Source organism: Rossellomorea vietnamensis (assembly GCF_025398035.1).
Classification (GTDB): domain Bacteria; phylum Bacillota; class Bacilli; order Bacillales; family Bacillaceae_B; genus Rossellomorea; species Rossellomorea vietnamensis_B.
Genome location: NZ_CP104558.1, coordinates 926,009 through 949,895, shown reverse-complemented (window position 1 = coordinate 949,895; position 23,887 = coordinate 926,009). Strand labels below are relative to the sequence as shown.

Genomic DNA, 23,887 nt, shown 5'->3' with positions numbered 1-23,887 from the left:
GTGGTTTTATGGAAAAAACGTTCTTTCACCGCTCACCGCAACCCATAACGTCTAATTATCATAGTAAAGCAGTTAATCGATCTGCCCGCTCTTCTGCATCATTTGCGACTCAATTGGATAAGGCGATCAAAGATGTCTCTCCATTGCAAATCAGCAAACATGCGAAAATAAGGATGGAACAAAGAGGAATCTCTATTCCTTCTGAAACGTGGGAAAAGATTGGGGAGAAAGTGAAAGAAGCGAAGAATAAGGGTGTACAGGACTCACTGGTTATTCTGAAAGATGCCGCATTGATTGTAAGTGCCAAGAACCAAACGGTGATCACCGCTTTGGACCGTGAAGAGGCAAATTCTCAAATATTCACCAACATTAATGGAACCATATTAATCGATTCATAGGCCGGACCTCGAGAAGGAAGCCTATATGCTGTGGAATGACTGAAGCAGCACATACGAAAGGGGAAAACATTCATGCTACGTTCAATGTATTCAGGTATAAGTGGAATGAAAAACTTTCAGACCAAATTAGATGTAATCGGTAATAATATCGCCAATGTCAATACGTACGGATATAAAAAAGGACGGGTCACATTCCAGGATCTCATGAATCAAACCGTGTCCGGTGCCAGCAGGGCAACAGACAACCGGGGAGGGCAAAATGCAAAGCAAGTAGGGCTTGGATCGTCCTTATCATCCATCGATACAATCCAGACGCAGGGAAGTCTTCAAACTACCGGACGCTCATTGGATGTCGCCATATCAGGAGATGGATACTTCGTTGTGAGACAGGGAAATAACGAAATGTACACACGTGCCGGGAACTTTTACCTGGATTCTAACGGAAATCTTGTGACGGGTCAGGGGAATCTAGTTCAAGGGTATCCCGTTGATGCTGCAGGAGTGGTCAATAAGAGTGGTACGGCAGATATTAAGATTGATACTAATACTACTATGGCGCCTCAAGCGACTAGTGTGGCTACTTATAATGGGAATTTGAAGTCCAGTGCACCGAATAATACCCAAGTAGAATTAGAGACAAAAGTGAAAGATTCATTGGGGCAGGACATCAGTTTGAAAATCGTGATGGAGAAGACAGGTTTAAATCAATGGGAGGCCACTGTATCAAGTTTGACACCGGGTGTCACTGTTAATGAAACTACAACAATTTCTTTTGACAATGCCGGAAAAGTGCAATCACCAGCTTCAGGATATGTTCCTTTTGCCATCACAATAAATAACTCAACTGGAGCAAATCCAACTCAAGATATAGATCTGGACTTCTCCAAGATCACTCAGTTCGACAGCTCCTCCTCTGCCAATGTAGATACGGTTGATGGAAACTCAGAAGGATATCTTGAAAGCTTCAATATCGGTTCTTCCGGTGAAGTAAATGGAGTATTTTCAAACGGGGAAGTGAGAGTGTTGAGTCAGCTGTCTCTGGCCACATTCTCTAATCCCGGCGGATTGACAAAGGCAGGTAATAATCTGTTCCAGGCTTCCAATAACTCCGGCCTTCCAAACCAGGGTGTTGCTGGGGAAGGACGTGGAGCCCTTCAGTCCGGGTCCCTTGAAATGTCCAATGTAGACCTTTCCGAAGAATTCACCGAGATGATTACAGCTCAACGTGGATTCCAGGCTAATACCCGGATCATCACAACATCGGATGAAATCCTGCAGGAACTTGTAAACTTGAAACGTTAATTCCTTGAAAGGGAGGAAGGGAGTGGCTGAGGAGATCAGTCACTCCCAATAAATGAATGATTACATTGACCAGGCTGAATGGTAAATCGTTTACGTTGAATGCCCTATACATAGAAACAGTCGAAGCATTTCCCGATACTACCATTCTATTAACAAATGGTAGACGGTATGTTGTGAAAGAATCAGTGGATGAGGTCAATTCCCGCTCACTTACCTTTTTTCAAAAAGTGAATCTGCTTCATCTGCCCCAGGAGGGAGGTAATACAAATTGAAGAGTAAAACGATGACCATCATGATGATCTCATTGGTGACCATTACCCTCGTCGGTGTCATAGCACTGGTGGTATTGCTGAAGTTTTCCGGGGATGAGGAAGCAAAAGGTCCCTCCATTGAAGAAGTGATTGAAAACTCAGTGGACATACCTGAAATGACCACCAATTTAATGAGCAACGACTTTATTCGTATCTCTTTTAAGATTCAAACGGATAGTAAGAAAGCGAAGAAAGAATTAGCGAAAAGGGATTTTCAAGTGAATAATATCATCATAGAAGAGCTTTCAGAATTGAAAGCAGAAGAACTGCAAGGGAAAAAAGGGAAAGAATTGGTCGAGACAAAGGTGAAAGACAAAGTGAACTCCCTCATGCAGGAAGGCGCGGTTGAAAGAGTATATATCACCTCTATGATGATTCAATAAATTGGCCTGAAGGTTTGGAGGTGAAGGGATGGCAAGTGAAATATTGTCTCAAAGTGAAATTGATGCTCTGTTATCAGCCCTCAATACAGGGGAGATGAGTGCGGATGATTTCAAGAAAGAAGAAGAAGAGAAGAAAGTCAAAGTATATGATTTTAAGAGAGCCCTGCGTTTTTCAAAAGACCAGATCAGAAGCTTAACGAGGATCCATGAGAATTTCGCAAGGATTTTAACGACCTATTTCTCTGCCCAGCTAAGAACGTACGTTCAAATCAATGTAGCTTCTGCTGATCAGATCCCTTATGAGGAATTTATTCGTTCCGTACCGAAAATGACGATTTTGAACGTATATGAACTGCCGCCTTTGGATGGCAGGATCCTCATGGAAATCAACCCGAATATTGCTTATTCGATGATGGACCGGGTCATGGGAGGCAGAGGGATCAGTGTCAATAAAGTGGAAAGCTTAACGGAAATTGAAACGAGAATCATGAGCCAACTATTTGAAAAGGCGTTTGAAAATCTCAGGGAAGCCTGGAGCACCGTGGTGGACGTCGATCCTTTGTTTGCTGAGTTTGAAGTGAATCCACAGTTTCTGCAAATGGTCTCTCCCAATGAAACCGTAGTGGTCATTTCCTTGAATACAACGATTGGTGAGACCAGTGGAATGATCAACATTTGCATTCCTCACGTTGTATTGGAACCGATCCTTCCGAAATTATCCGGCAGTTATTGGATGGAATCAAAGCGGAAAGAGAGCAACCCTGAAGAAACCGCCCAGCTGGAAAGAAGAATCAAGAGGGCACAAGTTCCAATCGTAGCTGAATTAGGACAATCAGACATCACCATCGAAGAGTTCCTGATGCTTTCGATTGGAGATGTCATTGAAATGAACACACGAATCGATGATCCTTTAACTGTAAAAATAGGTGAGATTCCTAAATTCACTGCACAGCCTGGTAAATCAAATAAAAAAATGGCCGTGCAAATTTTAGATTCGTTGAAAGGGGGAGACGACGAAGATGAGTGATATGTTATCGCAAGATGAAATAGATGCGTTACTTCGTGGTTCTGCGGAGCCAGAAGAAAAAGTAGAAGAACGCAAAGAAATTAAGATGAGTGATTATATCAGCTCCATAGAAGAAGATGCTTTGGGTGAAATCGGGAACATATCGTTTGGAAGTTCTGCAACCGCACTTTCCACCTTATTAAATCAGAAGGTGGAAATTACGACCCCTAAAGTGACCATCATTGACAAGAACTATTTAGAAGAGGAATTTCCTCATCCTTATGTAGCCATTCAGGTTCAGTATACGGAAGGGTTCTCCGGTGTGAATTTGCTCGTGATCCAACAATCGGATGCGTCCATCATTGCCGACTTGATGCTTGGCGGCGATGGAAGAAACCCATCCGGGGATCTCGGTGAAATCCAGCTCAGCGCTGTACAGGAGGCCATGAATCAGATGATGGGTTCAGCCGCTACATCCATGTCGACTGTATTCAGTAAGAAGGTGGATATTTCACCTCCATCCATTGATCTTATGTACATTCCCCGGGGAGAAGGGGAAGAAAACATCCCAGATCAAGACCTGCTTGTTAAAGTATCGTTTTCGTTGAAAATTGGAGATCTGATTGATTCTAATATCATGCAGCTCCTTCCCCTATCCTTTGCCAGAAGCTTAGTGGATGAATTAATGAATGGTGGTGCGACAGAGGAAGTGGCGGCTGCATCGGCACCAAGTATGGTGGAAGCACCGCATTCCGTTCCTGAACCGGTATATAGCGGGATCCATGAAAGCACGAACCCGCATCATCAGTCCCACTCTCAGCATCTGGGGGAACAAAGCGGACAATCTGAGCCCGTACATGTACAACCGGCTACATTCAGCAGTTTCGAGCCTGCTCCACTGGGACAGCAGGAAAGTAACAATCTAAATATGCTGTTGGATATTCCACTTCAAGTGACGGTGGAGCTTGGAAGAACGAATCGATCAGTCAGAGACATCCTTGAGTTGTCGTCTGGTTCGATCATCGAACTCGATAAGTTGGCGGGAGAGCCGGTCAATATCCTTGTGAATAGCCAGTTGATGGCCAAAGGGGAAGTCGTTGTCATCGATGAGAACTTTGGTGTCAGGATAACCGACATTGTTAGTCAGAGTGATCGAATTAAAAAACTGAAATAAATAATAGAAGATTTTAATTAGAGATAATGGAGGATGAGGGTAATGGCGAATAAGATTCTAATTGTAGATGATGCAGCCTTTATGAGAATGATGATCAAAGATATTTTAACGAAAAATGGATTTGACGTAGTAGGGGAAGCAGCGGATGGAAGTCAGGCTGTGGATAAATACAAGGAGTTAAAACCCGATCTTGTGACGATGGATATTACCATGCCTGAAAAAGATGGGATTGCTGCCTTAAAGGAAATCAAGTCGATTGATGCCTCTGCAAAAATCATTATGTGTTCAGCCATGGGCCAACAAGCCATGGTCATCGATGCGATTCAAGCTGGTGCGAAAGATTTTATCGTCAAGCCGTTCCAGGCGGATCGTGTAATCGAAGCGATCCAGAAAGCGTTAAGCTAACAGTTAATAAGAAGGTGCATGTATTGAAAAAGTTTCAAATGCTATTTGCAATATTGCTTTTCATCTTCACGGCAGCCGCCGGGGATATGAAAGCATTTGCTGAAGTGAATAATGTGAAAGACTGCATAGAGCATCCGGATACATGCGAGGGGCAGCAAACGGATGGAGTGGAAGGTTCTGAATCAGGGCTTGCCACTTCCGTTACGTTTTTAGATTACCTTAAGATGATCGTTGCCCTTATCTTTGTAGTGGCACTCATATATTTTTTATTAAAGTTCATTAATCAAAAAGGAAGATCATTTCAGCAAACAAAATTAATCAACCATTTAGGCGGGACCCCACTTGGGGGGAACCGTTCAGTACAGATCGTAAAGGTAGGCAGACAGGTACTGGTCCTGGGTGTGGGTGAAGATATTCAGCTTTTGAAAGAGGTAAGGGATGAAAAGGAGAAAGAAGAGATTCTTTCCTATTATGAAGAATCCCAATTCCCCGATACCAAATATGCCGTTTCCAGCTTGATGAACAGAGTCAAAGGATCTTCGCCGAATAAAACGGACAGGTCATTTCAAGCTCAGTTGAAATCACAGCTTGAGGAAATGAACAAGGGTAGGAAAAAGATGCTCGAGGAGTTAAAGAATAAGGGGAAACAGTCTGATGAATGAATTCATGGAGTTTTTCAATAGCAGCTCAGCAGATGATGTGTCGACCAGTGTAAAGCTGCTGCTACTCTTTACCGTCTTATCCCTTGCACCCAGTATCCTGATATTGATGACATCTTTTACCCGGATCATGATTGTCCTGTCCTTCGTCCGTACGTCCCTTGCCACTCAGCAAATGCCACCGAATCAGGTGTTGATCGGACTTTCTTTATTTCTTACTTTCTTTATCATGGCTCCTACTTTCCAAGAGGTGAATGATGAAGCGTTGACACCTTTATTTAACGAGGAGATCAATCTGGAAGAAGCGTACACGAAAGCTTCGATTCCTTTTAAAGAATTTATGAGTAAGCAGACGAGACAGAAGGATCTGGAATTGTTTCTGGAATATTCAGGGGCCGATCGTCCCGAATCAGTGAAAGATATTCCTCTCACATCCTTAGTGCCGGCTTTCGCATTGAGTGAAATCAAGACTGCTTTTCAGATAGGATTTATGATCTTCATCCCCTTTTTGGTCATCGATATGGTCGTTGCGAGTGTGTTGATGTCGATGGGTATGATGATGCTTCCTCCTGTCATGATTTCATTGCCGTTCAAAATTTTACTATTTGTTTTAGTGGATGGCTGGTATTTAGTAATAAAATCTCTTTTACAAAGCTTTTAAGTAGGTGACTTACCATGAATGCTGAATCCGTAATTGCCATAGCAGAGCGGGGTATCTACGTTACTCTCGTCGTATCAGGCCCATTACTGCTACTGGCCCTGGTTGTCGGCTTGATTGTCAGTATTTTTCAAGCGACAACCCAAATTCAAGAACAGACACTGGCATTCATTCCGAAAATTGTGGCCGTACTGATTGGCATCGTTTTCTTTGGGCCTTGGATGTTAACGAAGCTTGTGACGTATACTTCGCAGATTTTTTCAGATTTAACAAGGTTCGTAGGGTAGTAGAATGGAAGAGCTCGTACCTATACTATCGGTATATCTACTCGTTTTTGTGAGGGTTTCGGCATTTTTTGTCACGATGCCGCTGTTTTCATATCGAAATATACCTGCACAGCATCGAATCGCCTTTTCAGTTGTACTATCATGGGTCATGTACTATACGATCGACTCAAAGGCATTTGAAATCAACGGGCAATACTTCCTTTTGATCATGAAAGAAGCCATGATCGGTCTTTTGATCGGCTTTGTTGCCTACATGATTGTAACGGCTATTCAAATAGCGGGGGGCTTCATTGATTTTCAAATGGGATTCGCCATTGCGAATGTGATTGACCCTCAAACGGGAGCACAAAGCCCTTTGACAGGGCAATATTTGTACACATTTGCCCTTTTGTTATTGCTCGCCCTGAATGGTCATCATTTACTGCTCGATGGGATTTTTTACAGTTATCAATTGATTCCGATCGATTCCCCTTGGATTCCGTTTGGAAATGAGAATTTAATCGATTATGTCATTACGTCCTTTAATTCCATGTTCATCATCGCTTTTCAGATGTCCATTCCTGTGGTCGCGACCCTTTTCCTGGTAGATGTGGCATTAGGCATCGTAGCGAGGACCGTGCCACAGTTAAATATCTTTGTGGTTGGGTTCCCCATAAAAATCGGGGTAGCCTTCATCGTGCTATTCATAGTCATGGGGGTCACATTTACGGTCATGCAGAAATTGTTTGAAATGATGTTTGTAACCATGAGGGATTTAATGAAAATTATTGGAGGCACATAAATTGCAGTGGCTATCATTAGACCTACAGTATTTCAGTGGGGAAAAGACAGAGAAAGCAACTCCTAAAAAAAGGGATGACGCCAGAAAAAAAGGTCAAACAGCGAAAAGTCAGGATGTCAATACGGCCATCATTCTGCTGGCTGTCTTTTTATTTCTGACTTTCAGTGCTTCTTATATAGGGGATATCGTGTTTGATTTGTTTCATCAAACGTTTCAGGAATACATGCTCATGGATCTTACTGAAAATACCGTACAAGTCATCACCATGGACCTGATGAAGGAGATTGCCCTGCTGCTTGGTCCGATCATGCTCGTCGCCCTCGTTGCCGGCTTGATCTCCAATTATATACAAGTGGGTGTCATGTTCACGACAGAGCCCTTACAGCCTAAGTTGGAGAAAATCGATCCCATTAAAGGATTTAAGCGGATTTTTTCCCTGCGTGCCATTGTCGAATTATTAAAATCCATTCTGAAAATTTCATTTGTAGGGGCCATTACCTTTGTCGTTTTATGGATGAACATCGACCGGGTGTTGAGTCTGTCCTTTAAATCGGTGGGAGATTCCTTGACGACCATGGCAAGTCTCACGATCCAAATGGGAATTGCAGCATCCCTTGCGTTATTATTCTTATCACTTTTTGATTTTCTATATCAAAAATACGATTTTGAGAAGAACATACGGATGTCGAAACAGGACCTGAAAGACGAACATAAAAATGTTGAAGGGGACCCTCTCATCAAGTCTAAAATTAAGCAAAGACAGCGGGAGATGGCCATGCGGCGCATGATGCAGGAAGTACCCGAGGCAGATGTAGTGATCACCAATCCCACTCACTTTGCCATTGCCCTAAAATATGATGAGGATAAAATGGATGCCCCGTATGTCGTGGCAAAGGGAGTTGATTACCTGGCACAGAAAATAAAATACATCGCAGGTGAAAATGACGTCGTCATGGTAGAGAACCGGCCGCTCGCGCGTTCGCTCTACGACTCGGCAGAAATCGGCGATAGCGTACCTGAAGAATTTTTCAAGGCAGTAGCAGAAATTTTAGCTTATGTTTACCGAATCAAAAACCAGATGTAAGCAGTTAGGAGAGAAACAATGTCAGCAAGAGATTTATCCGTTTTAGCCAGTGTCATACTAATCGTTGCCATGCTTATTATTCCATTCCCATCCTGGTTATTGAGCTTATTGATCATCATGAATATTTCACTTGCATTACTTGTCCTCCTAATCTCCATGAATATGAACGAACCGTTACAGTTTTCTATATTTCCTTCCCTATTATTATTATTGACGCTTTTCAGATTGGGTCTAAATGTTTCCACAACGAGATCGATCCTTAGTAAAGGTGAAGCGGGGGACGTTGTGGAAACCTTTGGAACATTCGTTGTAGGTGGGAATATCCTTGTTGGACTTGTTGTATTCATCATACTGATCGTCATACAATTTATTGTCATCACGAAAGGTTCTGAGCGGGTGTCTGAAGTTGCCGCGCGCTTTACACTCGATGCCATGCCCGGGAAACAAATGAGTATCGATGCTGATTTAAATGCCGGGATGATCTCAGAGCATGATGCAAGGAACCGTCGTGAAAAAGTAGGGAGAGAAGCGGATTTCTATGGAGCGATGGATGGAGCATCCAAATTTGTAAAGGGTGATGCCATCGCAGGGATCGTCATCGTCTTGATCAACCTGATATTTGGGATCATCATTGGAATGACCCAACAAGGGCTCCCTATCGCAGAGGCAGCAACCCGTTACTCGCTTCTGACAGTCGGCGACGGGATCGTCAGTCAAATCCCGGCCTTGTTAATATCGACAGCAACAGGTATCGTGGTAACGAGGGCTGCGTCTGAAGGAAATCTGGGGCAGGATATCATGAATCAGCTTCTGGCATATCCTGTCATGCTCTATGTATCCGGGTTCACCATTTTCATGCTGGGCATAGCCACGCCAATCAATGATATTTTGACGATACCGGTAGCAGCCTTACTCGGGATCGGTGGTTATATGTTGTCAAGGACACCTAAAGAAAGTGAAGCGGACATGCTGGAAATGGAGGAAGAGGTGGGGCAGGACGAAATGAAGAGTCCTGAAAGCGTCGTAAACCTTCTCAACGTCGATCCGATTGAATTTGAGTTCGGATATGGATTGATTCCACTTGCAGATACAAACCAGGGGGGAGACCTTCTTGATAGGATCGTGATGATCAGACGACAGTTGGCCATCGAGCTTGGCCTTGTCATCCCTGTTGTCAGGATCCGGGATAATATCCAGCTTCAGCCGAACGAATACCGGTTGAAGATCAAAGGAAATGAGATGGCTCGCGGGGAACTCCTCTTAGATCATTATTTGGCCATGAGTCCAGGCGTGGAAGATGACTCCATTGAAGGGATCGATACAATCGAGCCATCTTTCGGTCTTCCTGCTAAATGGATAGCAGAAGATATGAAGGAGCAGGCAGAGATATTCGGATATACCGTAGTAGATCCTCCTTCTGTGGTGTCAACCCACATCACGGAGATGATTAAGAATAATGCCCACGAACTTCTTGGCAGGCAGGAAACGAAGCAGCTCATCGATCATCTGCAGGAATCTTATCCGATACTTGTGGAGGAAGTGACACCGAATCCATTGACCGTAGGAGAAGTGCAAAAGGTACTCTCCAAGCTATTAAAAGAAAATGTTTCCATCCGGAATTTACCGATCATCTTCGAGACACTTGCCGACTACGGTAAGATGAGTTCGGATACAGATTTGTTAGCAGAGTATGTAAGACAGTCACTCGCAAGACAAATTACGAATCAGTATGTTCAAGGGGACACTTCCTTAAAGGTGGTCACCATGAGCGGAAAGGTGGAGAAAATGATTGCCGATGCCATACAGCAGACAGAGCATGGCAACTATTTATCCATGGATCCCAATGATTCTCAGGGCATTCTGGAAGCTGTCGCCTCACAAGTGGAACAGCTTTCCCTTATGGAGGAATCCCCCGTCATTCTCTGTTCTCCTGCTGTGAGAATGTATGTAAGACAGTTAACGGAAAGATATTTCCCACAGGTCCCAATCATTTCGTATAACGAATTAGAAGCAAATGTAGAAGTACAAAGTTTAGGGGTGGTGAATGTAGGATGAAAGTAAAGAAGTACACGGCTCCATCCATGAATGAAGCAATGAAGAAGGTCAGGGCAGAACTGGGTGAAGATGCAGTCATTTTAAATTCCAAAGTCTCATACACAGGAGGCTTTATCGGATTGTTCAAGAAAAAAATGATTCAAGTCATCGCAGCCATTGACCCGGGGGTTGAAAATGAAAAGCTGGAAATCAGCCGGGTGAAAACCAAGCAGGCTTCAACAGGGGTCAATCAACCTCCCTTGGAAAGAGAACAGAACGATTCCAATCGATTGGTAGAAACAGAATTAAAGGAATTAAAGCAAATGATTTCTTCCATGAATTCCAGGAACTATTTTGAGAAATTCAGTGATGATGTAAAGGAAGTTCTGCTTCACCTTAAGAACCAGGACGTTAGTGATGCTACTCTATTTCAATTGGGAGATGCGATGGAAGAGAGTATCAAAAGTGAATCGATTCACACAGTCAATAAGGATGAATGGGCTCAAAAAGAAGTGAAACGCTTTTTTCACCAATATTTAAAAGAACTCACTTTTGGTGGAATAAGTTATAACCGGAAATATATCAATGTCATTGGCCCTACGGGTGTGGGGAAAACGACGACGCTTGCCAAAATGGCCGCTGAAGCCGTGATAGAAAAACGCATGAAAATAGCCTTTATCACTACGGACACCTACCGGATTGCTGCGATCGAACAATTGAAAACCTATGCGGGCCTCCTGAACGTCCCTGTTGAAGTGGTCTATAAAATGGAAGACTTCAAAAAAGCAATCGAGAAGTTCGTGGACTACGATCATGTATTCATTGATACAGCAGGTCGTAACTTCAGGGAAAGGAAATACGTAGAGGATTTGCAAAAGATCATCGATTTCGATCATCATATGGAAACCTACCTGGTTCTGTCATTGACAAGTAAAGAGCGGGATATGAGGGAAATCATTTCTCAATTTTCTTCTATTGATATTGACCGTTTCATCTTTACTAAATCAGACGAGACATCAAGCTACGGTAGCATGATTAATATGATGTCTGAGGCAAAGATCGGTGCAGCCTACGTTACAAATGGTCAGGATGTCCCCGAGGATATTACCGAGGTAAAAGAGGATGAGATCGTAAGTATGCTCATGAAAGGATTCAGCTATGAAAGATCAAGCATATAACCTGAGGAGGAAAATGCTCCTCACAGGTTCTGAACCTGCTAAAACGATTGCGATCGTAAGTGGAAAGGGAGGGGTCGGCAAATCGAATATATCTACAAACCTCTCCATCCTCCTTGGTAAAGAGAATAAGAAGGTACTATTATTTGATATGGATATAGGGATGGGAAACATTCATATTTTACTTGGAAGTCATCATTCATACTCCATTATGGATTACATTGAGGAAAGAGAACTAGATATCGACACGATTATATGTGAAAATATTCATGGTATCTCTTACATAAGTGGGGGCAATGGCCTAAGTAATATAGTGGAGTGGAAAGAAAAACAGATGGAACGCTTTTTTGAAGTAATGGAATATGCGATTCATAAGTATGATTATATTCTATTCGATATGGGGGCAGGTGCCACGAAGGAAACACTTGAATTTCTCCTCGCCATGGATGAAATCATTGTTGTCACCACTCCAGAACCGACCTCCATTACCGATGCCTATTCAATGATGAAATACATCTACATGAAGGACGGGGAAAAACCCTTCTATCTCTTATGTAATCGGGCGGAATTCAAGAACGAAGGGCTTCAAACCATTACTAGATTACAAGAAACAATGAGGAAATTCCTTCACAAGGAAATCGTATCCCTGGGGGTACTTCCAGAGGATTCAGCTGTCAGGAAGGCCGTCGTTAACCAAACGCCGATCGTTGTGGGGTATCCTGCATCAGCCATGACACTGAGCCTGCATACGATGGTTCATCGCCTGACAGGTACGAGAGAAAGGGAACGTGAAGGGACAGGGTTTGTAAGGACAATTCGAAAATTATTTTTTGGGAGGTAAAAGCCCTGAATGAAAAAAGTTCTAGTTGTAGATGATTCAGCATTTATGAGGAAACTTATCAGTGAATTTTTAACGAGCACCAAACAGCTAGAAGTGATAGGGATTGCAAGGAATGGAGAAGACGCGATTGCTAAGATTAAGAGACTTCGACCCGATGTTGTAACCCTTGATGTAGAAATGCCGAAGATGAATGGGATAGATGCGTTAAGGAGAATTATGGAAGAATGCCCTGTCCCTGTCGTCATGCTTTCTTCCACTACCATTGAAGGTGCGGATGAGACGGTTAAGGCCATGGAGCTTGGAGCTGTTGATTTCGTTGCGAAACCATCAGGGACCATTTCATTAGATCTTCATAAGATTCAAGATGAAATGGTGGAAAAAGTAGTGGCTGCAAGCAAGGTGAATGTGGCGAAAATAACCAGGGGGTTTCAGAGGGAGTCAGCAAATGACGCTGGAATCGGCTCAGTTGAAAGGACAGAAAAATTACCGGTTGATCGTACATGGGGTGTGAATTCCCCTAAGATGATTCTGATAGGAACTTCGACGGGCGGCCCCCGGGCATTACAAAACGTATTAACAGGATTACCCCGTCAGCTGGATGCGCCAATCGTTGTCGTTCAGCATATGCCGCCGGGATTTACAAGATCACTCGCCAACCGGTTGGATGGTCAAGCCTCGATCCATGTGAAGGAAGCCGAACACGGTGAAATCCTCGAGAATGGAACGGCTTATATTGCCCCGGGTGGTGTACATACAAAGGTGGTTGAAACCGGAGGGCAATTATCGATCCAACTGTCGAAAGAGGAACCGAAAAATGGTCATAGACCTTCGGTTGACATCTTGTTCGAGTCTGCAAGCCTGATTCGAAACTATGCCAAAATAGCTGTGGTTTTGACTGGGATGGGAGCGGATGGTTCAGATGGACTGGTCAAGCTTAAAGAGCAAGGCGAAGTGAAAGCCATTGCAGAATCAAGGGAGACTTGTATTGTGTTCGGTATGCCGAAATCGGCTATCGCTACAGAGTTAGTGGACAGGGTGGAGCATATCGGGGATATCCCCCGATCAATAATGACGTACATGGTGTAGAGAGGTGTGGAGCACATGGAGCTGAGTCAATACTTAGAAGTGTTTATAGAAGAAAGCAAAGAAAACTTGCAAACCTGCAATGAGCAATTGCTTGAATTGGAGAAAAACCCGGAAGATCTTACGATTGTCAATGAAATCTTTCGATCTGCACATACACTTAAAGGAATGTCTGCCACTATGGGATATGAGGATTTAGCAAATTTAACCCATAAAATGGAAAATGTTCTTGATGCCATCCGTAATGAAAAAATAAAGGTGTCACCTGAAATCCTGGATGTTGTGTTTAAATCCGTGGATGATCTTGAAGCCATGGTGCTCTCCATTGCCGATGGAGGAGATGGTAAGCGGGATGTCACAGAAGTGGTAGCGATGCTTGAGTCCATAGAAAAAGGGGAAAGTCTACACTCAGCACTTGTAGACAGTGAGGTGGCTGCTACTGCGGAAGTGGTTGAAAGACAGACATTCTCCATGCAATATGAAGCCTTTGAGCAAACGGTCATCCAACAATCCCAAGAACAAGGATTCCGCTGTTTTGAAATTTCCGTTTCACTCCGTGAGGATTGCCTGCTTAAAGCTGCACGGGTGTATATGGTCTTTGAGGTGTTGGGGAAATTAGGTGAAGTCATCAAGTCCCTTCCGACAGTAGATCAGCTTGAGGAGGAGCAGTTCGACCATTCCTTCGTTATTGCCGTTGTGTCGAAAGAAGATGCCGTCCATATAGAGAATGCGGTGCGTAAAGTTTCTGAAGTGGACGAAGTCTCTGTTGTGGAACTCACGAGCCAGCATCTCGAGAGTCAGAATCAAGTAGAGGCTGCCGATACAGAACCTGCTCAGAAAGAAATGGAAGTAAAAGGACAGGAGACTTCTAAACCTGCCGGCAACGCGACGAAGCATTCGAATCCTTCCAATAAAACGATTCGTGTCAATATTGAACGACTGGATGTCCTTATGAACCTTTTTGAGGAGCTGGTCATTGATAGAGGGAGATTAGAACAAATCTCCAAGGATTTGAATAATCCCGAGTTAAATGAAACTGTGGAAAGAATGACAAGAATATCAGGAGATTTGCAGAATATCATCCTGAATATGCGTATGGTTCCTGTTGAAACCGTATTTAATCGCTTCCCACGAATGGTCAGGCAGCTTGCACGGGATTTAAATAAAAAAATCGAATTAGAAATCATCGGTGCAGAAACGGAACTTGACCGAACGGTAATAGATGAAATAGGTGATCCCCTTGTTCACTTGATACGAAACGCATTGGACCATGGTATCGAAATGCCGGAACTCCGTATGAAAAATGGAAAGCCGGAACAGGGAACCGTCAAGTTGAAAGCGTATCATAGCGGGAATCATGTCTTTATTGAACTGGAAGACGATGGAGCAGGCATCAACAAAGAGAGGGTCCTCGAGAAGGCAATCCAGAAAGGAATCGTCTCAGATGAAGCCGCTCATACATTAACCGATCGACAAATCTACGAACTGATACTTGCTTCAGGGTTCTCAACAGCCGAACAAATTTCGGATATCTCCGGAAGAGGAGTCGGATTGGATGTAGTGAAAGCGACGATCGAGTCTCTGGGTGGTTCCATTACGATTGATTCAACGGTTGGACAGGGGTCATTGTTTTCTATCCAATTGCCACTCACGTTATCTATCATTTCAGTCATGCTGGTAGAAATCCAAGAAGAAAAGTATGCCATTCCTCTTTCTTCCATTATTGAGACGGCAATTGTGAAAAAGGAAGAAATCATGAAAGCTCACAATCAGAGAGTGATCGATTTCAGAGGAAAAGTCGTACCATTGCTGTTCCTTGAGGATGTATTTGAGGTACCGAAACATTCCAAAGAGGAAGAATTGTATTCGGTTGTCATTGTACGAAAAGGTGAAAAAATGGCCGGGTTAGTCGTCGACTCCTTTATTGGTCAGCAGGAAGTTGTATTGAAATCGTTAGGGAATTATTTGAACGATGTATTTGCGATCTCTGGTGCGACCATTTTAGGAGACGGGCAAGTAGCGCTGATTGTTGATTGCAATGCGTTAATAAAATAGGAGGTAAGGGTAATGAGTGAAATAATAGATGCAGTGGAAGATTTAAAGCTTATCGTATTTCAATTGGTGGATAAGGAATACGCCATTCCAGTGCACCAGGTGCGATCCATCGAGAAGCTCGAACATATTACAAGAGTTCCGAGAACCGCCTCCTATGTGAAAGGTGTGATCAACCTGCGAGGGGTTGTGACACCAATCATCGACTTAAGGAGCCGATTCGATTTACCAGTTTCTGAGCCGACTGACAGTACGCGTGTGATCATTGCAGGATTAGAGGACAAAGAGGTTGGTCTGATCGTGGATGCTGCCAATGATGTGCTGGATGTTTCCAGAGAATCGATTGAACCCTCCCCGGAAGTAGTGGGAGTCGTCGAAGCTGAGTATATAGGTGGAGTCGTAAAGCAAAACAAACGCCTTCTGATCATTCTCCATTTAGATAAAATACTTCAATCCATCTAAGGGGGAGGGAATCGTTTGGGCTACGAAAAAAAGATAACATCGATGCATCTAGATATATTGAAAGAAATCGGTAATATAGGAGCGGGGCATGCTGCGACTGCCCTTTCTACCCTGCTTGATAAAAAGATTGATATGAAAGTCCCGAGTGTTCAAGTCGTTTCATTTGATGAAATGATGGAAATGGCGGGAGGTCCTGACAATGTGGTCGTAAGCGTATTCTTACGGATTGAAGGGGAGGCGCCGGGGAGCATGTTCTTCCTATTGCCACTTGAACAGGCGTCCATGTATATTCGAAGCATGATACAGGATCGCTCCTTCTCATTCAACGCCCCTCCTTATTCAGAATTGGGGCTCTCTGCCATGCAGGAACTGGGGAATATTCTTTCGGGTTCATATTTATCCTCCCTGTCGGACTTTACGAACCTTAAGCTTCTCCCGTCCGTTCCTGCTCTATCCGTTGACATGGCAGGGGCTATCATCGGGTTTGGTTTACTGGAAATATCCCAGGTGAGTGATTATGCCATCGTCATAGACACTGCCCTTAAGGAAGAGGAAGGTGAGGAGTCGGAAAGTGTGAAAGGTCACTTCTTCCTCCTGCCGGATCCCGAATCCTTTGAAATCATTTTTCAATCATTGGGTGTAAGCCTATGATGGGCACCAGCACCGTTGTGAAGGTCGGAATTGCGGATATGAATATCGTCGAGGGTGGAGGCTCGATCCGCACCTCGGGCCTTGGATCGTGCGTCGGGGTCGTTTTATATGATGATTTCCTCAAGCTGGCCGGGATGGTCCATGTGATGCTCCCTCACTCCTCGATCGGAAATGAAACGAAACCGAATCCCGCCAAATACGCCGACACAGGAATTGCCGAACTCATAGGTCAGCTGAGAGACCGTGGGGCCAGTGTTAAACGACTTCAGTGCAAAATGGCTGGCGGTGCACAAATGTTTCAATTTCAATCGAAGAGTGACGTCATGAGGATCGGCCCAAGGAATGCGGAAGCTGTAAAAGTTGCCCTTTCAAAGCATGGAGTGCCGGTGGTTTCCGAGGATTTAGGCGGCAACAAAGGAAGAACGATAGAATTCTTTACGTCCACCGGGATTCTACAGGTACGTACGGTAAATGAAGGTACTAAGGAATTGTGAAGTCATTCATTCTGCTCAGGTAAAATCAATCACTAAGCGATACCATGAAAGAATTAGTCAGCAAGGAGGATTCTTATGTCTCAACAATCCACTCGAACAGATGAACAACAATATTGGGAGAAATGGATCAACCGTCGTGATACAGAAGCCGGAGATATGTTAGTGAAAAAGTACATGCCACTTGTGTCGTATCATGTGCAGCGAATTTCCGTTGGCCTGCCAAGGAACGTCTCGAGAGAAGATATTAAGAGTCTTGGTTTGATGGGGTTGCTGGATGCACTTCAGAAATTTGATCCTACAAGAGATTTAAAGTTTGATACATATGCGTCGTTCCGGGTCAGGGGGGCCATCCTTGATGGGCTGAGAAAAGAAGACTGGCTTCCCCGGTCTACAAGGGACCGGGCAAAAAAGATCGAGGCCAGGACCGTGGAACTAGAACAAACGCTATTACGCCACGTGAGCGCAGAGGAAGTGGCAGCTTCATTGGAAATGACGCCTGAGGAAGTATACCAGACCACAAATGAGCATTTCTTTGCCAATGTCCTTTCCATGGATGAGCAATTGACTGATGACGATCACGAATCTCAAAACTATTCCATTAAAGATCATAAAACGATTTCACCCGAAGAGGAAGTATTGAAAGGTGAAAAACTGAATGAATTAGAGAAAACGATCTTGACCCTTTCAGAGAAAGAACAGCTTGTGTTAAGTTTATTCTATAAGGAAGAACTGACGCTGACGGAAATAGGTGAAGTCATGAGCCTGTCCACATCCAGGATTTCGCAGATTCATTCCAAATCCATTTTTAAATTACGAAATCTCCTGGGCTCATAAATGCTGTGAAATGAGGGTGCCACAACCCCAAAATAATACTCACTGATGGACTGTCCCTGTAACATGCACGTATGGGAGCAGTCTTTTTACTTGCCGGAAAAAATAAGTCAAAAGAAGTAGTAAAATCAAACATAATAGGGTGATGACATGGTTACGTTTCTACTTTTTATCTCTTTTCTTCTAAATATCGTTTCCCTGCTTTCAATCGTCATTTTATACTCCAGACAAAACCGTTTTGTAAACATGGAAAAAGAGCAAAAGAAGATCATTGTTGAAATGGAAGATGTCATTTCAGCTTATCTGATAGAAATGAAAGAAGAAAATGATGAATTCATGCGAAAGTTCAGTACACAAATCCATAACGTTAAAGAAGACAACCTTCACACCGAAGAAAACGAACAAGAGGATCTAGAGACTTCTGTGAAAGTCACAAAGTGGACAGGTGCAGGGTATAAGCGTGCTTCACAAGCTTATAAACAGGTGAAAGACCAAGGACCGGAACCCGGTGACCAATCAAATAAATCCGAACAAGACCCACTCCTGAAAAAAGTATTGACTTTAAAGGAAAAGGGGATGTCAATTGAAGAAATAGCCGAATCTCTTGGGAAAGGTCAAACAGAAATCGAGCTCCTGCTGAAATTTCGTCAAATTATGTAGGAAGTCCTTGCCTGTCCGGGATAGGTATGCTATAGTATTCATGGTGTGATTACACACGTTTCCCGAGTGGGGTAGATGGTGCTATTCTTTAGAATAGTTTCTACTTTCCAGATGACGGAAACGGAGGAGAAAAACAAAAACCATTTAGGAGGAAACACACATGTCAGTAATTTCTATGAAACAATTGCTTGAAGCTGGTGTACATTTCGGACACCAAACTCGCCGTTGGAACCCAAAAATGAAGAGATACATCTTCACTGAGCGTAACGGCATCTACATCATCGACCTTCAAAAAACAGTTAAAAAGGTTGAAGAAGCTTATAACTTCGTGAAAGAACTAGCTGGTAACGGCGGTAAAGTTCTTTTCGTAGGAACAAAAAAACAAGCACAAGAGTCTGTTAAAGAAGAAGCAGAACGTGCAGGTATGTACTACATCAACCAACGTTGGTTAGGTGGAACACTTACAAACTTCGAAACAATCCAAAAACGTATTACACGTCTTAAAAACATCGAAAAGATGGAAGAAGACGGTACGTTTGAAGTACTTCCGAAGAAAGAAGTTGTACAACTTAAAAAAGAACATGAGCGCTTAGTTAAATTCTTAGGCGGAATCAAAGATATGAACACGCTACCTGATGCATTATTCATCATCGACCCTCGTAAAGAGCGTATCGCAGTAGCAGAAGCTCGTAAACTTCATATCCCTATCGTGGGTATCGTTGATACAAACTGTGATCCGGATGAAATCGATGTTGTCATTCCTGCGAATGATGATGCGATCCGCGCGGTTAAGCTTCTAACAGGTAAAATGGCGGACGCTATTTTAGAAGCTAAGCAAGGTGAAGAAGCAGCTGTAGCAGCTGAGTAATCAACGAAAGGTGATAAGAGGGCTTACCCTTATCACCTTTTTTTAAAGAATATTCACTTGTACCGCACTCTATCAGTGTGTCGGTACATTTATTGACTCATACCAATAGGTCCCTGAAGTCTACATAGTCAAACTAAGGAGGAAACCCACTATGGCAATTACTGCACAAATGGTTAAAGAACTTCGTGAAAAGACTGGCGCTGGAATGATGGATTGTAAAAAAGCGTTAACAGAAACTGACGGAGACATGGACAAAGCAATTGACTTCCTACGTGAAAAAGGAATCGCGAAAGCAGCTAAAAAAGCGGACCGTATCGCGGCTGAAGGAACTACTTACATTGCAAGCGAAGGAAACACTGCAATCATCCTTGAAGTGAACGCAGAAACAGATTTCGTTGCGAAAAACGAAAACTTCCAAAACCTTGTTAAAGAACTATCTGATCACCTTCTTGCTAACAAGCCGGCTTCTGTTGAAGAAGCTCTTGAGCAAAAAATGGCAAATGGTTCAACTGTAAGTGAATTCATCAACGCTGCCATCGCAAAAATCGGGGAGAAAATCACTCTTCGCCGTTTTGAGATCCGTACGAAAGATGATAACGCTGCGTTCGGTGAATACCTGCACATGGGTGGCCGCATTGCTGTTCTTACAGTAGTGGAAGGTACGACTGATGCAAGTGTAGCGAAAGATGTTGCTATGCACGCTGCAGCACTGAATCCTAAGTATGTTTCCCGCGACCAGGTTTCTGCTGAAGAAGTAGAACGTGAGCGTGAAGTACTTAAACAACAAGCACTAAACGAAGGTAAACCTGAAAACATCGTTGAAAAAATGGTAGAAGGCCGCCTTGGTAAATACTTTGAAGATATCTGCATCCTGGATCAAACATTCGTTAAGAATCCAGACCAAAAAGTACGTCAATACCTGGAAGCAAACAAAGCTACTTTAACTGATTTCACTCGTTACGAAGTAGGAGAAGGTCTTGAAAAGCGTCAAGAAAACTTCGCTGAAGAAGTAATGAATCAAGTTAACAAATAAGATCAGCTAAAGTTAAACATTATTTAGTAGGGAACACCTAGTGTGTTCCCTATTTTTCAAGAAAAATTCTATTTTTACGGAGGTTCCCATGAGCGTTCCAAAATACAAACGTGTCGTTCTTAAACTTAGTGGAGAAGCATTAGCCGGTGATGATGGCTTCGGAATTAATCCTTCTGTCATTAAAAATGTAGCAGAAGAAGTAAAAGAAATCGCTGAACTTGATGTAGAAGTAGCAGTTGTAGTTGGCGGAGGAAATATCTGGCGTGGTAAAATAGGTAGTGAGATGGGAATGGATCGTGCATCTGCAGATTATATGGGGATGCTTGCGACCGTCATGAACTCTTTGGCTCTTCAAGACAGTCTTGAACAGCTGGGCATCGAGACAAGGGTTCAAACATCCATTGATATGCGCCAAGTGGCAGAACCATACATTAGACGCAGAGCCATCCGTCATCTAGAGAAGAAACGGGTTGTCATCTTTGCGGCTGGTACAGGGAATCCATACTTCTCGACGGATACTACAGCTGCGCTCCGAGCGGCGGAAATCGAAGCAGAAGTTATTCTTATGGCTAAGAACAACGTAGATGGAGTATATTCAGCAGATCCTAAGAAGGACGAAACGGCTGTTAAATATGAAGAACTATCCTATTTGGATGTTCTGAAGGAAGGCTTGGCCGTCATGGATTCAACAGCATCTTCTCTATGTATGGACAATGATATTCCGCTTATTGTATTCTCCATTATGGAGAATGGAAATATCAAGAGAGCCATTACTGGTGAAAATATCGGTACAATCGTAAGGGGGAAATCATAATGCCAAACACGATCATCACAAATGCAAAGGAAAGAATGTCCAAAGCCATTCAAACATTTTCACGTGAGTTAGCGAGCATCCGCGCAGGAAGAGCCAATGCTTCCCTGCTCGATAAGATCTCGGTTGATTACTATGGTGCACCGACACCAGTCAATCAATTAGCCGGAATCTCCATTCCTGAAGCCCGTATGCTTGTCATACAACCTTATGACAAATCAGCTTTAGGGGACATCGAGAAGGCAATCCTGAAGTCGGATCTGGGGATTACGCCTACAAGTGACGGAAACATCATCCGAATCGTCGTTCCTGCTTTAACGGAAGAGCGACGCAAGGAACTTGTGAAGCTTGTCAAAAAAGAAGCGGAAGATGCTAAGGTCGCCATCCGTAATATTCGTCGTGATGCTAACGATGAATTGAAGAAAAAAGAGAAGAACGGTGACATCACTGAAGATGATCTTCGTGGCTACTCTGATGATGTTCAAAAAGCGACGGATGAAAGTATCGTCAAAATTGATAACATTGCAAAAGATAAAGAACAAGAAATGCTGGAAGTGTAATCTTTCATAAACGAATCATTCGGGGCTGTCCTGTAAGTGAACTCATATTCCTTATGGGCCGGTCCCTTTGTTTTAATAGAAGGCCAGACATAGCATTCCTTTTCTCTGAGGATCGTTTTGTTCAGGGCGTGTTTGGGCGAACGACCTGGAAAAACGACCTGAATATTTATATGAATATACATAATCTATTTTCTTAAAGATATCTTCCTTGTTTTTTGATATGATAGTAAAGGTAAATATTTTTTGGATTGTTGGTGGAGGATTTTTTATGCTAAACAAGCTTAAGCAATGGAAACGACAGCAAACTTCCGAGGAAGTGGATGATCGATTTCAGGAATTATTAAAACACCCGATTCCGGGTCATATAGCGATCATAATGGATGGTAATGGACGATGGGCCAAAAAAAGGGCGTTGCCAAGGGTTGCAGGACACCATGAAGGCATGAAGTGTGTCCGCAGGATTACCAAATTGGCAAATGAACTGGGACTCGAAGCCTTGACCCTATATGCTTTTTCTACAGAGAACTGGAAACGCCCTAAAATGGAAGTCGAGTTCCTTATGAAATTACCAGAGGAATTTCTCGGGACGTTTCTTCCCGAATTGGTTGAAGAAAATGTTCAGGTGAAGATGATGGGGTCTCCGGAAGCCTTGCCAGTCCATACGAAAACAGCCGTTAAAAAGGCCATGGATGCAACCAGGCACAATGACGGGCTTATCCTTAACTTTGCATTGAACTACGGCAGCCGGTCAGAAATCATCGATTCTATGAAGCATGTCTTAAATGATGTCCAGAATGGAATACTAGATGAGAGTGATTTAAACGAAGAAGTATTTTCAAGTTATTTAATGACAAAAGATTTAAAAGATCCAGACCTGCTTATTCGAACGAGTGGAGAAATCCGTTTAAGTAACTTTATGCTTTGGCAATTGGCTTATACGGAATTCTTTTTTACAGATGTACTGTGGCCGGATTTCGGTAAGGAACATTTAGTTGAAGCCATCGAGGCTTATCAAGGTCGTTCAAGAAGATTTGGTGGGTTACAAAGCGAGGAATCCTAATGAAACAAAGAATTATTACAGCAGTGGTAGCGGCAGCAATATTTTTACCAATCATCATTTTTGGTGAAACGCCATTCATCATTTTAATGTATCTGATTGCTTCCATAAGTTTATACGAGGCTTTAAAGATGAGGGGCCGATGGATTTTCAGCATCCCGGGCTTGTTGTCCCTTGCTCTTTTATGGGTGTTCCTCATTCCGACGGAAACGATTGGAATCATTGAAGATTTCGGTTACTCCAAGATTGAGCTTGCCTTTCTTGCCGTGTTATTATTTTTAACGTATACAGTGGCGACCAAGAATCGTTTCAATTTTGATGATGTGGCGTTTTCACTTTTAAGCGTTTTATATGTTGGGATCGGTTTCTATTATTTCATGGAAATCCGTCTGGAAGGCGTGCAATTTGTTTTTTATGCGTTATTTATCATTTGGGCAACCGACTCGGGTGCTTATTTCATCGGCAGGGCAATGGGGAAAAAGAAGTTATGGCCGGAAATCAGCCCGAATAAGACCGTTGAAGGCTTCGTTGGAGGCATCATTTGTGCCGTCATCGTGGGCGTCATCATGACGTTCTTCACCGATCTTGAAATGTCCCTCCCTAAACTGGTGATCGTGACAGCGATTCTATCTATTTTTGGGCAAGTGGGGGACTTGGTGGAGTCTGCCCTGAAAAGGCATTACAAAGTGAAGGATTCAGGACATTTACTGCCGGGCCACGGTGGTATGCTGGATCGTTTCGATAGCTTGTTATTTGTTTTACCCCTCCTTCACTTTCTGTTATAGGGTGGAATGAAGGTGAGGAAGGTCGTAATCGGGAGGAGTGTA

Annotated in this window: 28 protein-coding genes; all 28 read left to right on the top strand. The window is 43.3% G+C overall.

The genetic code is table 11. The annotated features are described in order from the left end of the window. The first annotated feature begins 8 nt into the window (after positions 1 to 8). The 28 genes from N5C46_RS04920 to N5C46_RS04785 all read left to right on the top strand — a co-directional run bounded on the left by N5C46_RS04920 (position 9) and on the right by N5C46_RS04785 (position 23,845). Positions 9 to 398: a TIGR02530 family flagellar biosynthesis protein gene (locus N5C46_RS04920; RefSeq protein WP_261751158.1), complete on the top strand. Its 390-nt coding sequence runs from the start codon at positions 9 to 11 to the stop codon at positions 396 to 398. Positions 399 to 470: 72 nt separating this feature from the next. Next, positions 471 to 1,700, top strand: coding sequence for a flagellar basal-body rod protein FlgF (flgF, locus tag N5C46_RS04915; protein WP_261751157.1), 1,230 nt, complete (start codon positions 471 to 473; stop codon positions 1,698 to 1,700). A gap of 56 nt (positions 1,701 to 1,756) precedes the next feature. Continuing rightward, entirely contained in the window at positions 1,757 to 1,972 is a 216-nt protein-coding gene (locus N5C46_RS04910; RefSeq protein ID WP_034760220.1) for a flagellar FlbD family protein, read from the top strand. An 11-nt stretch (positions 1,973 to 1,983) separates the two neighbouring features. Further along, positions 1,984 to 2,394, top strand: coding sequence for a flagellar basal body-associated protein FliL (gene fliL / locus N5C46_RS04905; protein ID WP_034760815.1), 411 nt, complete (start codon positions 1,984 to 1,986; stop codon positions 2,392 to 2,394). A gap of 28 nt (positions 2,395 to 2,422) precedes the next feature. After that, positions 2,423 to 3,421: a flagellar motor switch protein FliM gene (fliM, locus tag N5C46_RS04900; protein ID WP_261751156.1), complete on the top strand. Its 999-nt coding sequence runs from the start codon at positions 2,423 to 2,425 to the stop codon at positions 3,419 to 3,421. Next, a complete protein-coding gene (gene fliY, locus N5C46_RS04895) occupies positions 3,414 to 4,574 on the top strand; it encodes a flagellar motor switch phosphatase FliY (RefSeq protein ID WP_261751155.1) in 1,161 nt (386 codons plus the stop codon). Before fliM ends, fliY begins: the two co-directional genes overlap by 8 nt. A 42-nt stretch (positions 4,575 to 4,616) precedes the next feature. Beyond that, positions 4,617 to 4,979, top strand: a complete 363-nt coding sequence (locus tag N5C46_RS04890; RefSeq protein WP_034760212.1) for a response regulator — start codon at positions 4,617 to 4,619, stop codon at positions 4,977 to 4,979. Positions 4,980 to 5,002: 23 nt separating this feature from the next. Further along, entirely contained in the window at positions 5,003 to 5,641 is a 639-nt protein-coding gene (locus N5C46_RS04885) for a flagellar biosynthetic protein FliO (RefSeq protein WP_261751154.1), read from the top strand. Then, entirely contained in the window at positions 5,634 to 6,299 is a 666-nt protein-coding gene (gene fliP / locus N5C46_RS04880) for a flagellar type III secretion system pore protein FliP (protein ID WP_034760209.1), read from the top strand. Before N5C46_RS04885 ends, fliP begins: the two co-directional genes overlap by 8 nt. 14 nt (positions 6,300 to 6,313) lie before the next feature. Beyond that, positions 6,314 to 6,583, top strand: a complete 270-nt coding sequence (gene fliQ, locus N5C46_RS04875) for a flagellar biosynthesis protein FliQ (protein ID WP_034760208.1) — start codon at positions 6,314 to 6,316, stop codon at positions 6,581 to 6,583. A 4-nt stretch (positions 6,584 to 6,587) separates the two neighbouring features. Then, positions 6,588 to 7,364 (top strand): flagellar biosynthetic protein FliR, encoded by a 777-nt coding sequence (gene fliR, locus N5C46_RS04870; RefSeq protein WP_098440765.1) that lies wholly within the window; start codon positions 6,588 to 6,590, stop codon positions 7,362 to 7,364. A 1-nt stretch (position 7,365) separates the two neighbouring features. Continuing rightward, positions 7,366 to 8,448 carry a flagellar biosynthesis protein FlhB gene (gene flhB / locus N5C46_RS04865; RefSeq protein WP_079531444.1) on the top strand — a complete coding sequence of 361 codons (1,083 nt, stop codon included), beginning with the start codon at positions 7,366 to 7,368 and terminating at the stop codon, positions 8,446 to 8,448. An 18-nt stretch (positions 8,449 to 8,466) separates the two neighbouring features. Then, a complete protein-coding gene (flhA, locus tag N5C46_RS04860; RefSeq protein ID WP_261751153.1) occupies positions 8,467 to 10,503 on the top strand; it encodes a flagellar biosynthesis protein FlhA in 2,037 nt (678 codons plus the stop codon). Further along, positions 10,500 to 11,660, top strand: coding sequence for a flagellar biosynthesis GTPase FlhF (flhF, locus tag N5C46_RS04855; protein WP_261751152.1), 1,161 nt, complete (start codon positions 10,500 to 10,502; stop codon positions 11,658 to 11,660). Before flhA ends, flhF begins: the two co-directional genes overlap by 4 nt. Next, positions 11,641 to 12,498: a MinD/ParA family protein gene (locus tag N5C46_RS04850; protein WP_261751151.1), complete on the top strand. Its 858-nt coding sequence runs from the start codon at positions 11,641 to 11,643 to the stop codon at positions 12,496 to 12,498. The genes flhF and N5C46_RS04850 overlap by 20 nt, the downstream gene beginning before the upstream one ends. A gap of 9 nt (positions 12,499 to 12,507) precedes the next feature. Continuing rightward, positions 12,508 to 13,584, top strand: a complete 1,077-nt coding sequence (locus N5C46_RS04845; RefSeq protein ID WP_261751150.1) for a protein-glutamate methylesterase/protein-glutamine glutaminase — start codon at positions 12,508 to 12,510, stop codon at positions 13,582 to 13,584. A 15-nt stretch (positions 13,585 to 13,599) separates the two neighbouring features. Beyond that, complete coding sequence (locus tag N5C46_RS04840; protein ID WP_261751149.1) at positions 13,600 to 15,636, top strand: chemotaxis protein CheA; 2,037 nt, start codon at positions 13,600 to 13,602, stop codon at positions 15,634 to 15,636. 12 nt (positions 15,637 to 15,648) lie between these two features. Continuing rightward, a complete protein-coding gene (locus N5C46_RS04835; RefSeq protein WP_261751148.1) occupies positions 15,649 to 16,095 on the top strand; it encodes a chemotaxis protein CheW in 447 nt (148 codons plus the stop codon). 15 nt (positions 16,096 to 16,110) lie between these two features. Continuing rightward, positions 16,111 to 16,746 carry a chemotaxis protein CheC gene (locus tag N5C46_RS04830; protein WP_261751147.1) on the top strand — a complete coding sequence of 212 codons (636 nt, stop codon included), beginning with the start codon at positions 16,111 to 16,113 and terminating at the stop codon, positions 16,744 to 16,746. Beyond that, positions 16,743 to 17,240: a chemotaxis protein CheD gene (locus N5C46_RS04825; RefSeq protein WP_261751146.1), complete on the top strand. Its 498-nt coding sequence runs from the start codon at positions 16,743 to 16,745 to the stop codon at positions 17,238 to 17,240. Before N5C46_RS04830 ends, N5C46_RS04825 begins: the two co-directional genes overlap by 4 nt. Before the next feature lie 75 nt (positions 17,241 to 17,315). Next, the gene (locus N5C46_RS04820; protein ID WP_261751145.1) at positions 17,316 to 18,074 is read left to right on the top strand and encodes a FliA/WhiG family RNA polymerase sigma factor; all 759 of its coding nucleotides are present in this window, start codon (positions 17,316 to 17,318) and stop codon (positions 18,072 to 18,074) included. Between the two features lie 147 nt (positions 18,075 to 18,221). Then, a complete protein-coding gene (locus tag N5C46_RS04815) occupies positions 18,222 to 18,731 on the top strand; it encodes a DUF6115 domain-containing protein (RefSeq protein ID WP_261751144.1) in 510 nt (169 codons plus the stop codon). Positions 18,732 to 18,891: 160 nt separating this feature from the next. Beyond that, a complete protein-coding gene (gene rpsB, locus N5C46_RS04810; RefSeq protein WP_034760179.1) occupies positions 18,892 to 19,599 on the top strand; it encodes a 30S ribosomal protein S2 in 708 nt (235 codons plus the stop codon). A 151-nt stretch (positions 19,600 to 19,750) separates the two neighbouring features. Then, positions 19,751 to 20,632, top strand: a complete 882-nt coding sequence (gene tsf / locus N5C46_RS04805; protein WP_034760176.1) for a translation elongation factor Ts — start codon at positions 19,751 to 19,753, stop codon at positions 20,630 to 20,632. 88 nt (positions 20,633 to 20,720) lie between these two features. Continuing rightward, the gene (gene pyrH, locus N5C46_RS04800; protein ID WP_034760174.1) at positions 20,721 to 21,446 is read left to right on the top strand and encodes a UMP kinase; all 726 of its coding nucleotides are present in this window, start codon (positions 20,721 to 20,723) and stop codon (positions 21,444 to 21,446) included. Then, positions 21,446 to 22,003 (top strand): ribosome recycling factor, encoded by a 558-nt coding sequence (gene frr, locus N5C46_RS04795; RefSeq protein WP_261751143.1) that lies wholly within the window; start codon positions 21,446 to 21,448, stop codon positions 22,001 to 22,003. The genes pyrH and frr overlap by 1 nt, the downstream gene beginning before the upstream one ends. 268 nt (positions 22,004 to 22,271) lie before the next feature. Beyond that, positions 22,272 to 23,063 carry an undecaprenyl pyrophosphate synthase gene (locus N5C46_RS04790; protein ID WP_261751142.1) on the top strand — a complete coding sequence of 264 codons (792 nt, stop codon included), beginning with the start codon at positions 22,272 to 22,274 and terminating at the stop codon, positions 23,061 to 23,063. After that, positions 23,063 to 23,845: a phosphatidate cytidylyltransferase gene (locus tag N5C46_RS04785; protein ID WP_079531434.1), complete on the top strand. Its 783-nt coding sequence runs from the start codon at positions 23,063 to 23,065 to the stop codon at positions 23,843 to 23,845. The genes N5C46_RS04790 and N5C46_RS04785 overlap by 1 nt, the downstream gene beginning before the upstream one ends. Positions 23,846 to 23,887 lie beyond the last annotated feature (42 nt).

Coding starts and splice junctions, on each gene's coding strand:
- N5C46_RS04840 (WP_261751149.1), top strand. CDS start 13,600: ATGGAGCTGAGTCAATACTTAGAAGTGTTTATAGAAGAAAGCAAAGAA.
- fliY (WP_261751155.1), top strand. CDS start 3,414: ATGAGTGATATGTTATCGCAAGATGAAATAGATGCGTTACTTCGTGGT.
- N5C46_RS04785 (WP_079531434.1), top strand. CDS start 23,063: ATGAAACAAAGAATTATTACAGCAGTGGTAGCGGCAGCAATATTTTTA.
- fliL (WP_034760815.1), top strand. CDS start 1,984: ATGACCATCATGATGATCTCATTGGTGACCATTACCCTCGTCGGTGTC.
- N5C46_RS04835 (WP_261751148.1), top strand. CDS start 15,649: ATGAGTGAAATAATAGATGCAGTGGAAGATTTAAAGCTTATCGTATTT.
- N5C46_RS04920 (WP_261751158.1), top strand. CDS start 9: ATGGAAAAAACGTTCTTTCACCGCTCACCGCAACCCATAACGTCTAAT.
- fliQ (WP_034760208.1), top strand. CDS start 6,314: ATGAATGCTGAATCCGTAATTGCCATAGCAGAGCGGGGTATCTACGTT.
- tsf (WP_034760176.1), top strand. CDS start 19,751: ATGGCAATTACTGCACAAATGGTTAAAGAACTTCGTGAAAAGACTGGC.
- N5C46_RS04815 (WP_261751144.1), top strand. CDS start 18,222: ATGGTTACGTTTCTACTTTTTATCTCTTTTCTTCTAAATATCGTTTCC.
- N5C46_RS04790 (WP_261751142.1), top strand. CDS start 22,272: ATGCTAAACAAGCTTAAGCAATGGAAACGACAGCAAACTTCCGAGGAA.
- fliP (WP_034760209.1), top strand. CDS start 5,634: ATGAATGAATTCATGGAGTTTTTCAATAGCAGCTCAGCAGATGATGTG.
- frr (WP_261751143.1), top strand. CDS start 21,446: ATGCCAAACACGATCATCACAAATGCAAAGGAAAGAATGTCCAAAGCC.
- N5C46_RS04825 (WP_261751146.1), top strand. CDS start 16,743: ATGATGGGCACCAGCACCGTTGTGAAGGTCGGAATTGCGGATATGAAT.
- flhA (WP_261751153.1), top strand. CDS start 8,467: ATGTCAGCAAGAGATTTATCCGTTTTAGCCAGTGTCATACTAATCGTT.
- fliR (WP_098440765.1), top strand. CDS start 6,588: ATGGAAGAGCTCGTACCTATACTATCGGTATATCTACTCGTTTTTGTG.
- flhF (WP_261751152.1), top strand. CDS start 10,500: ATGAAAGTAAAGAAGTACACGGCTCCATCCATGAATGAAGCAATGAAG.
- fliM (WP_261751156.1), top strand. CDS start 2,423: ATGGCAAGTGAAATATTGTCTCAAAGTGAAATTGATGCTCTGTTATCA.
- N5C46_RS04820 (WP_261751145.1), top strand. CDS start 17,316: ATGTCTCAACAATCCACTCGAACAGATGAACAACAATATTGGGAGAAA.
- pyrH (WP_034760174.1), top strand. CDS start 20,721: ATGAGCGTTCCAAAATACAAACGTGTCGTTCTTAAACTTAGTGGAGAA.
- N5C46_RS04910 (WP_034760220.1), top strand. CDS start 1,757: ATGATTACATTGACCAGGCTGAATGGTAAATCGTTTACGTTGAATGCC.
- N5C46_RS04845 (WP_261751150.1), top strand. CDS start 12,508: ATGAAAAAAGTTCTAGTTGTAGATGATTCAGCATTTATGAGGAAACTT.
- flgF (WP_261751157.1), top strand. CDS start 471: ATGCTACGTTCAATGTATTCAGGTATAAGTGGAATGAAAAACTTTCAG.
- rpsB (WP_034760179.1), top strand. CDS start 18,892: ATGTCAGTAATTTCTATGAAACAATTGCTTGAAGCTGGTGTACATTTC.
- N5C46_RS04850 (WP_261751151.1), top strand. CDS start 11,641: ATGAAAGATCAAGCATATAACCTGAGGAGGAAAATGCTCCTCACAGGT.
- N5C46_RS04890 (WP_034760212.1), top strand. CDS start 4,617: ATGGCGAATAAGATTCTAATTGTAGATGATGCAGCCTTTATGAGAATG.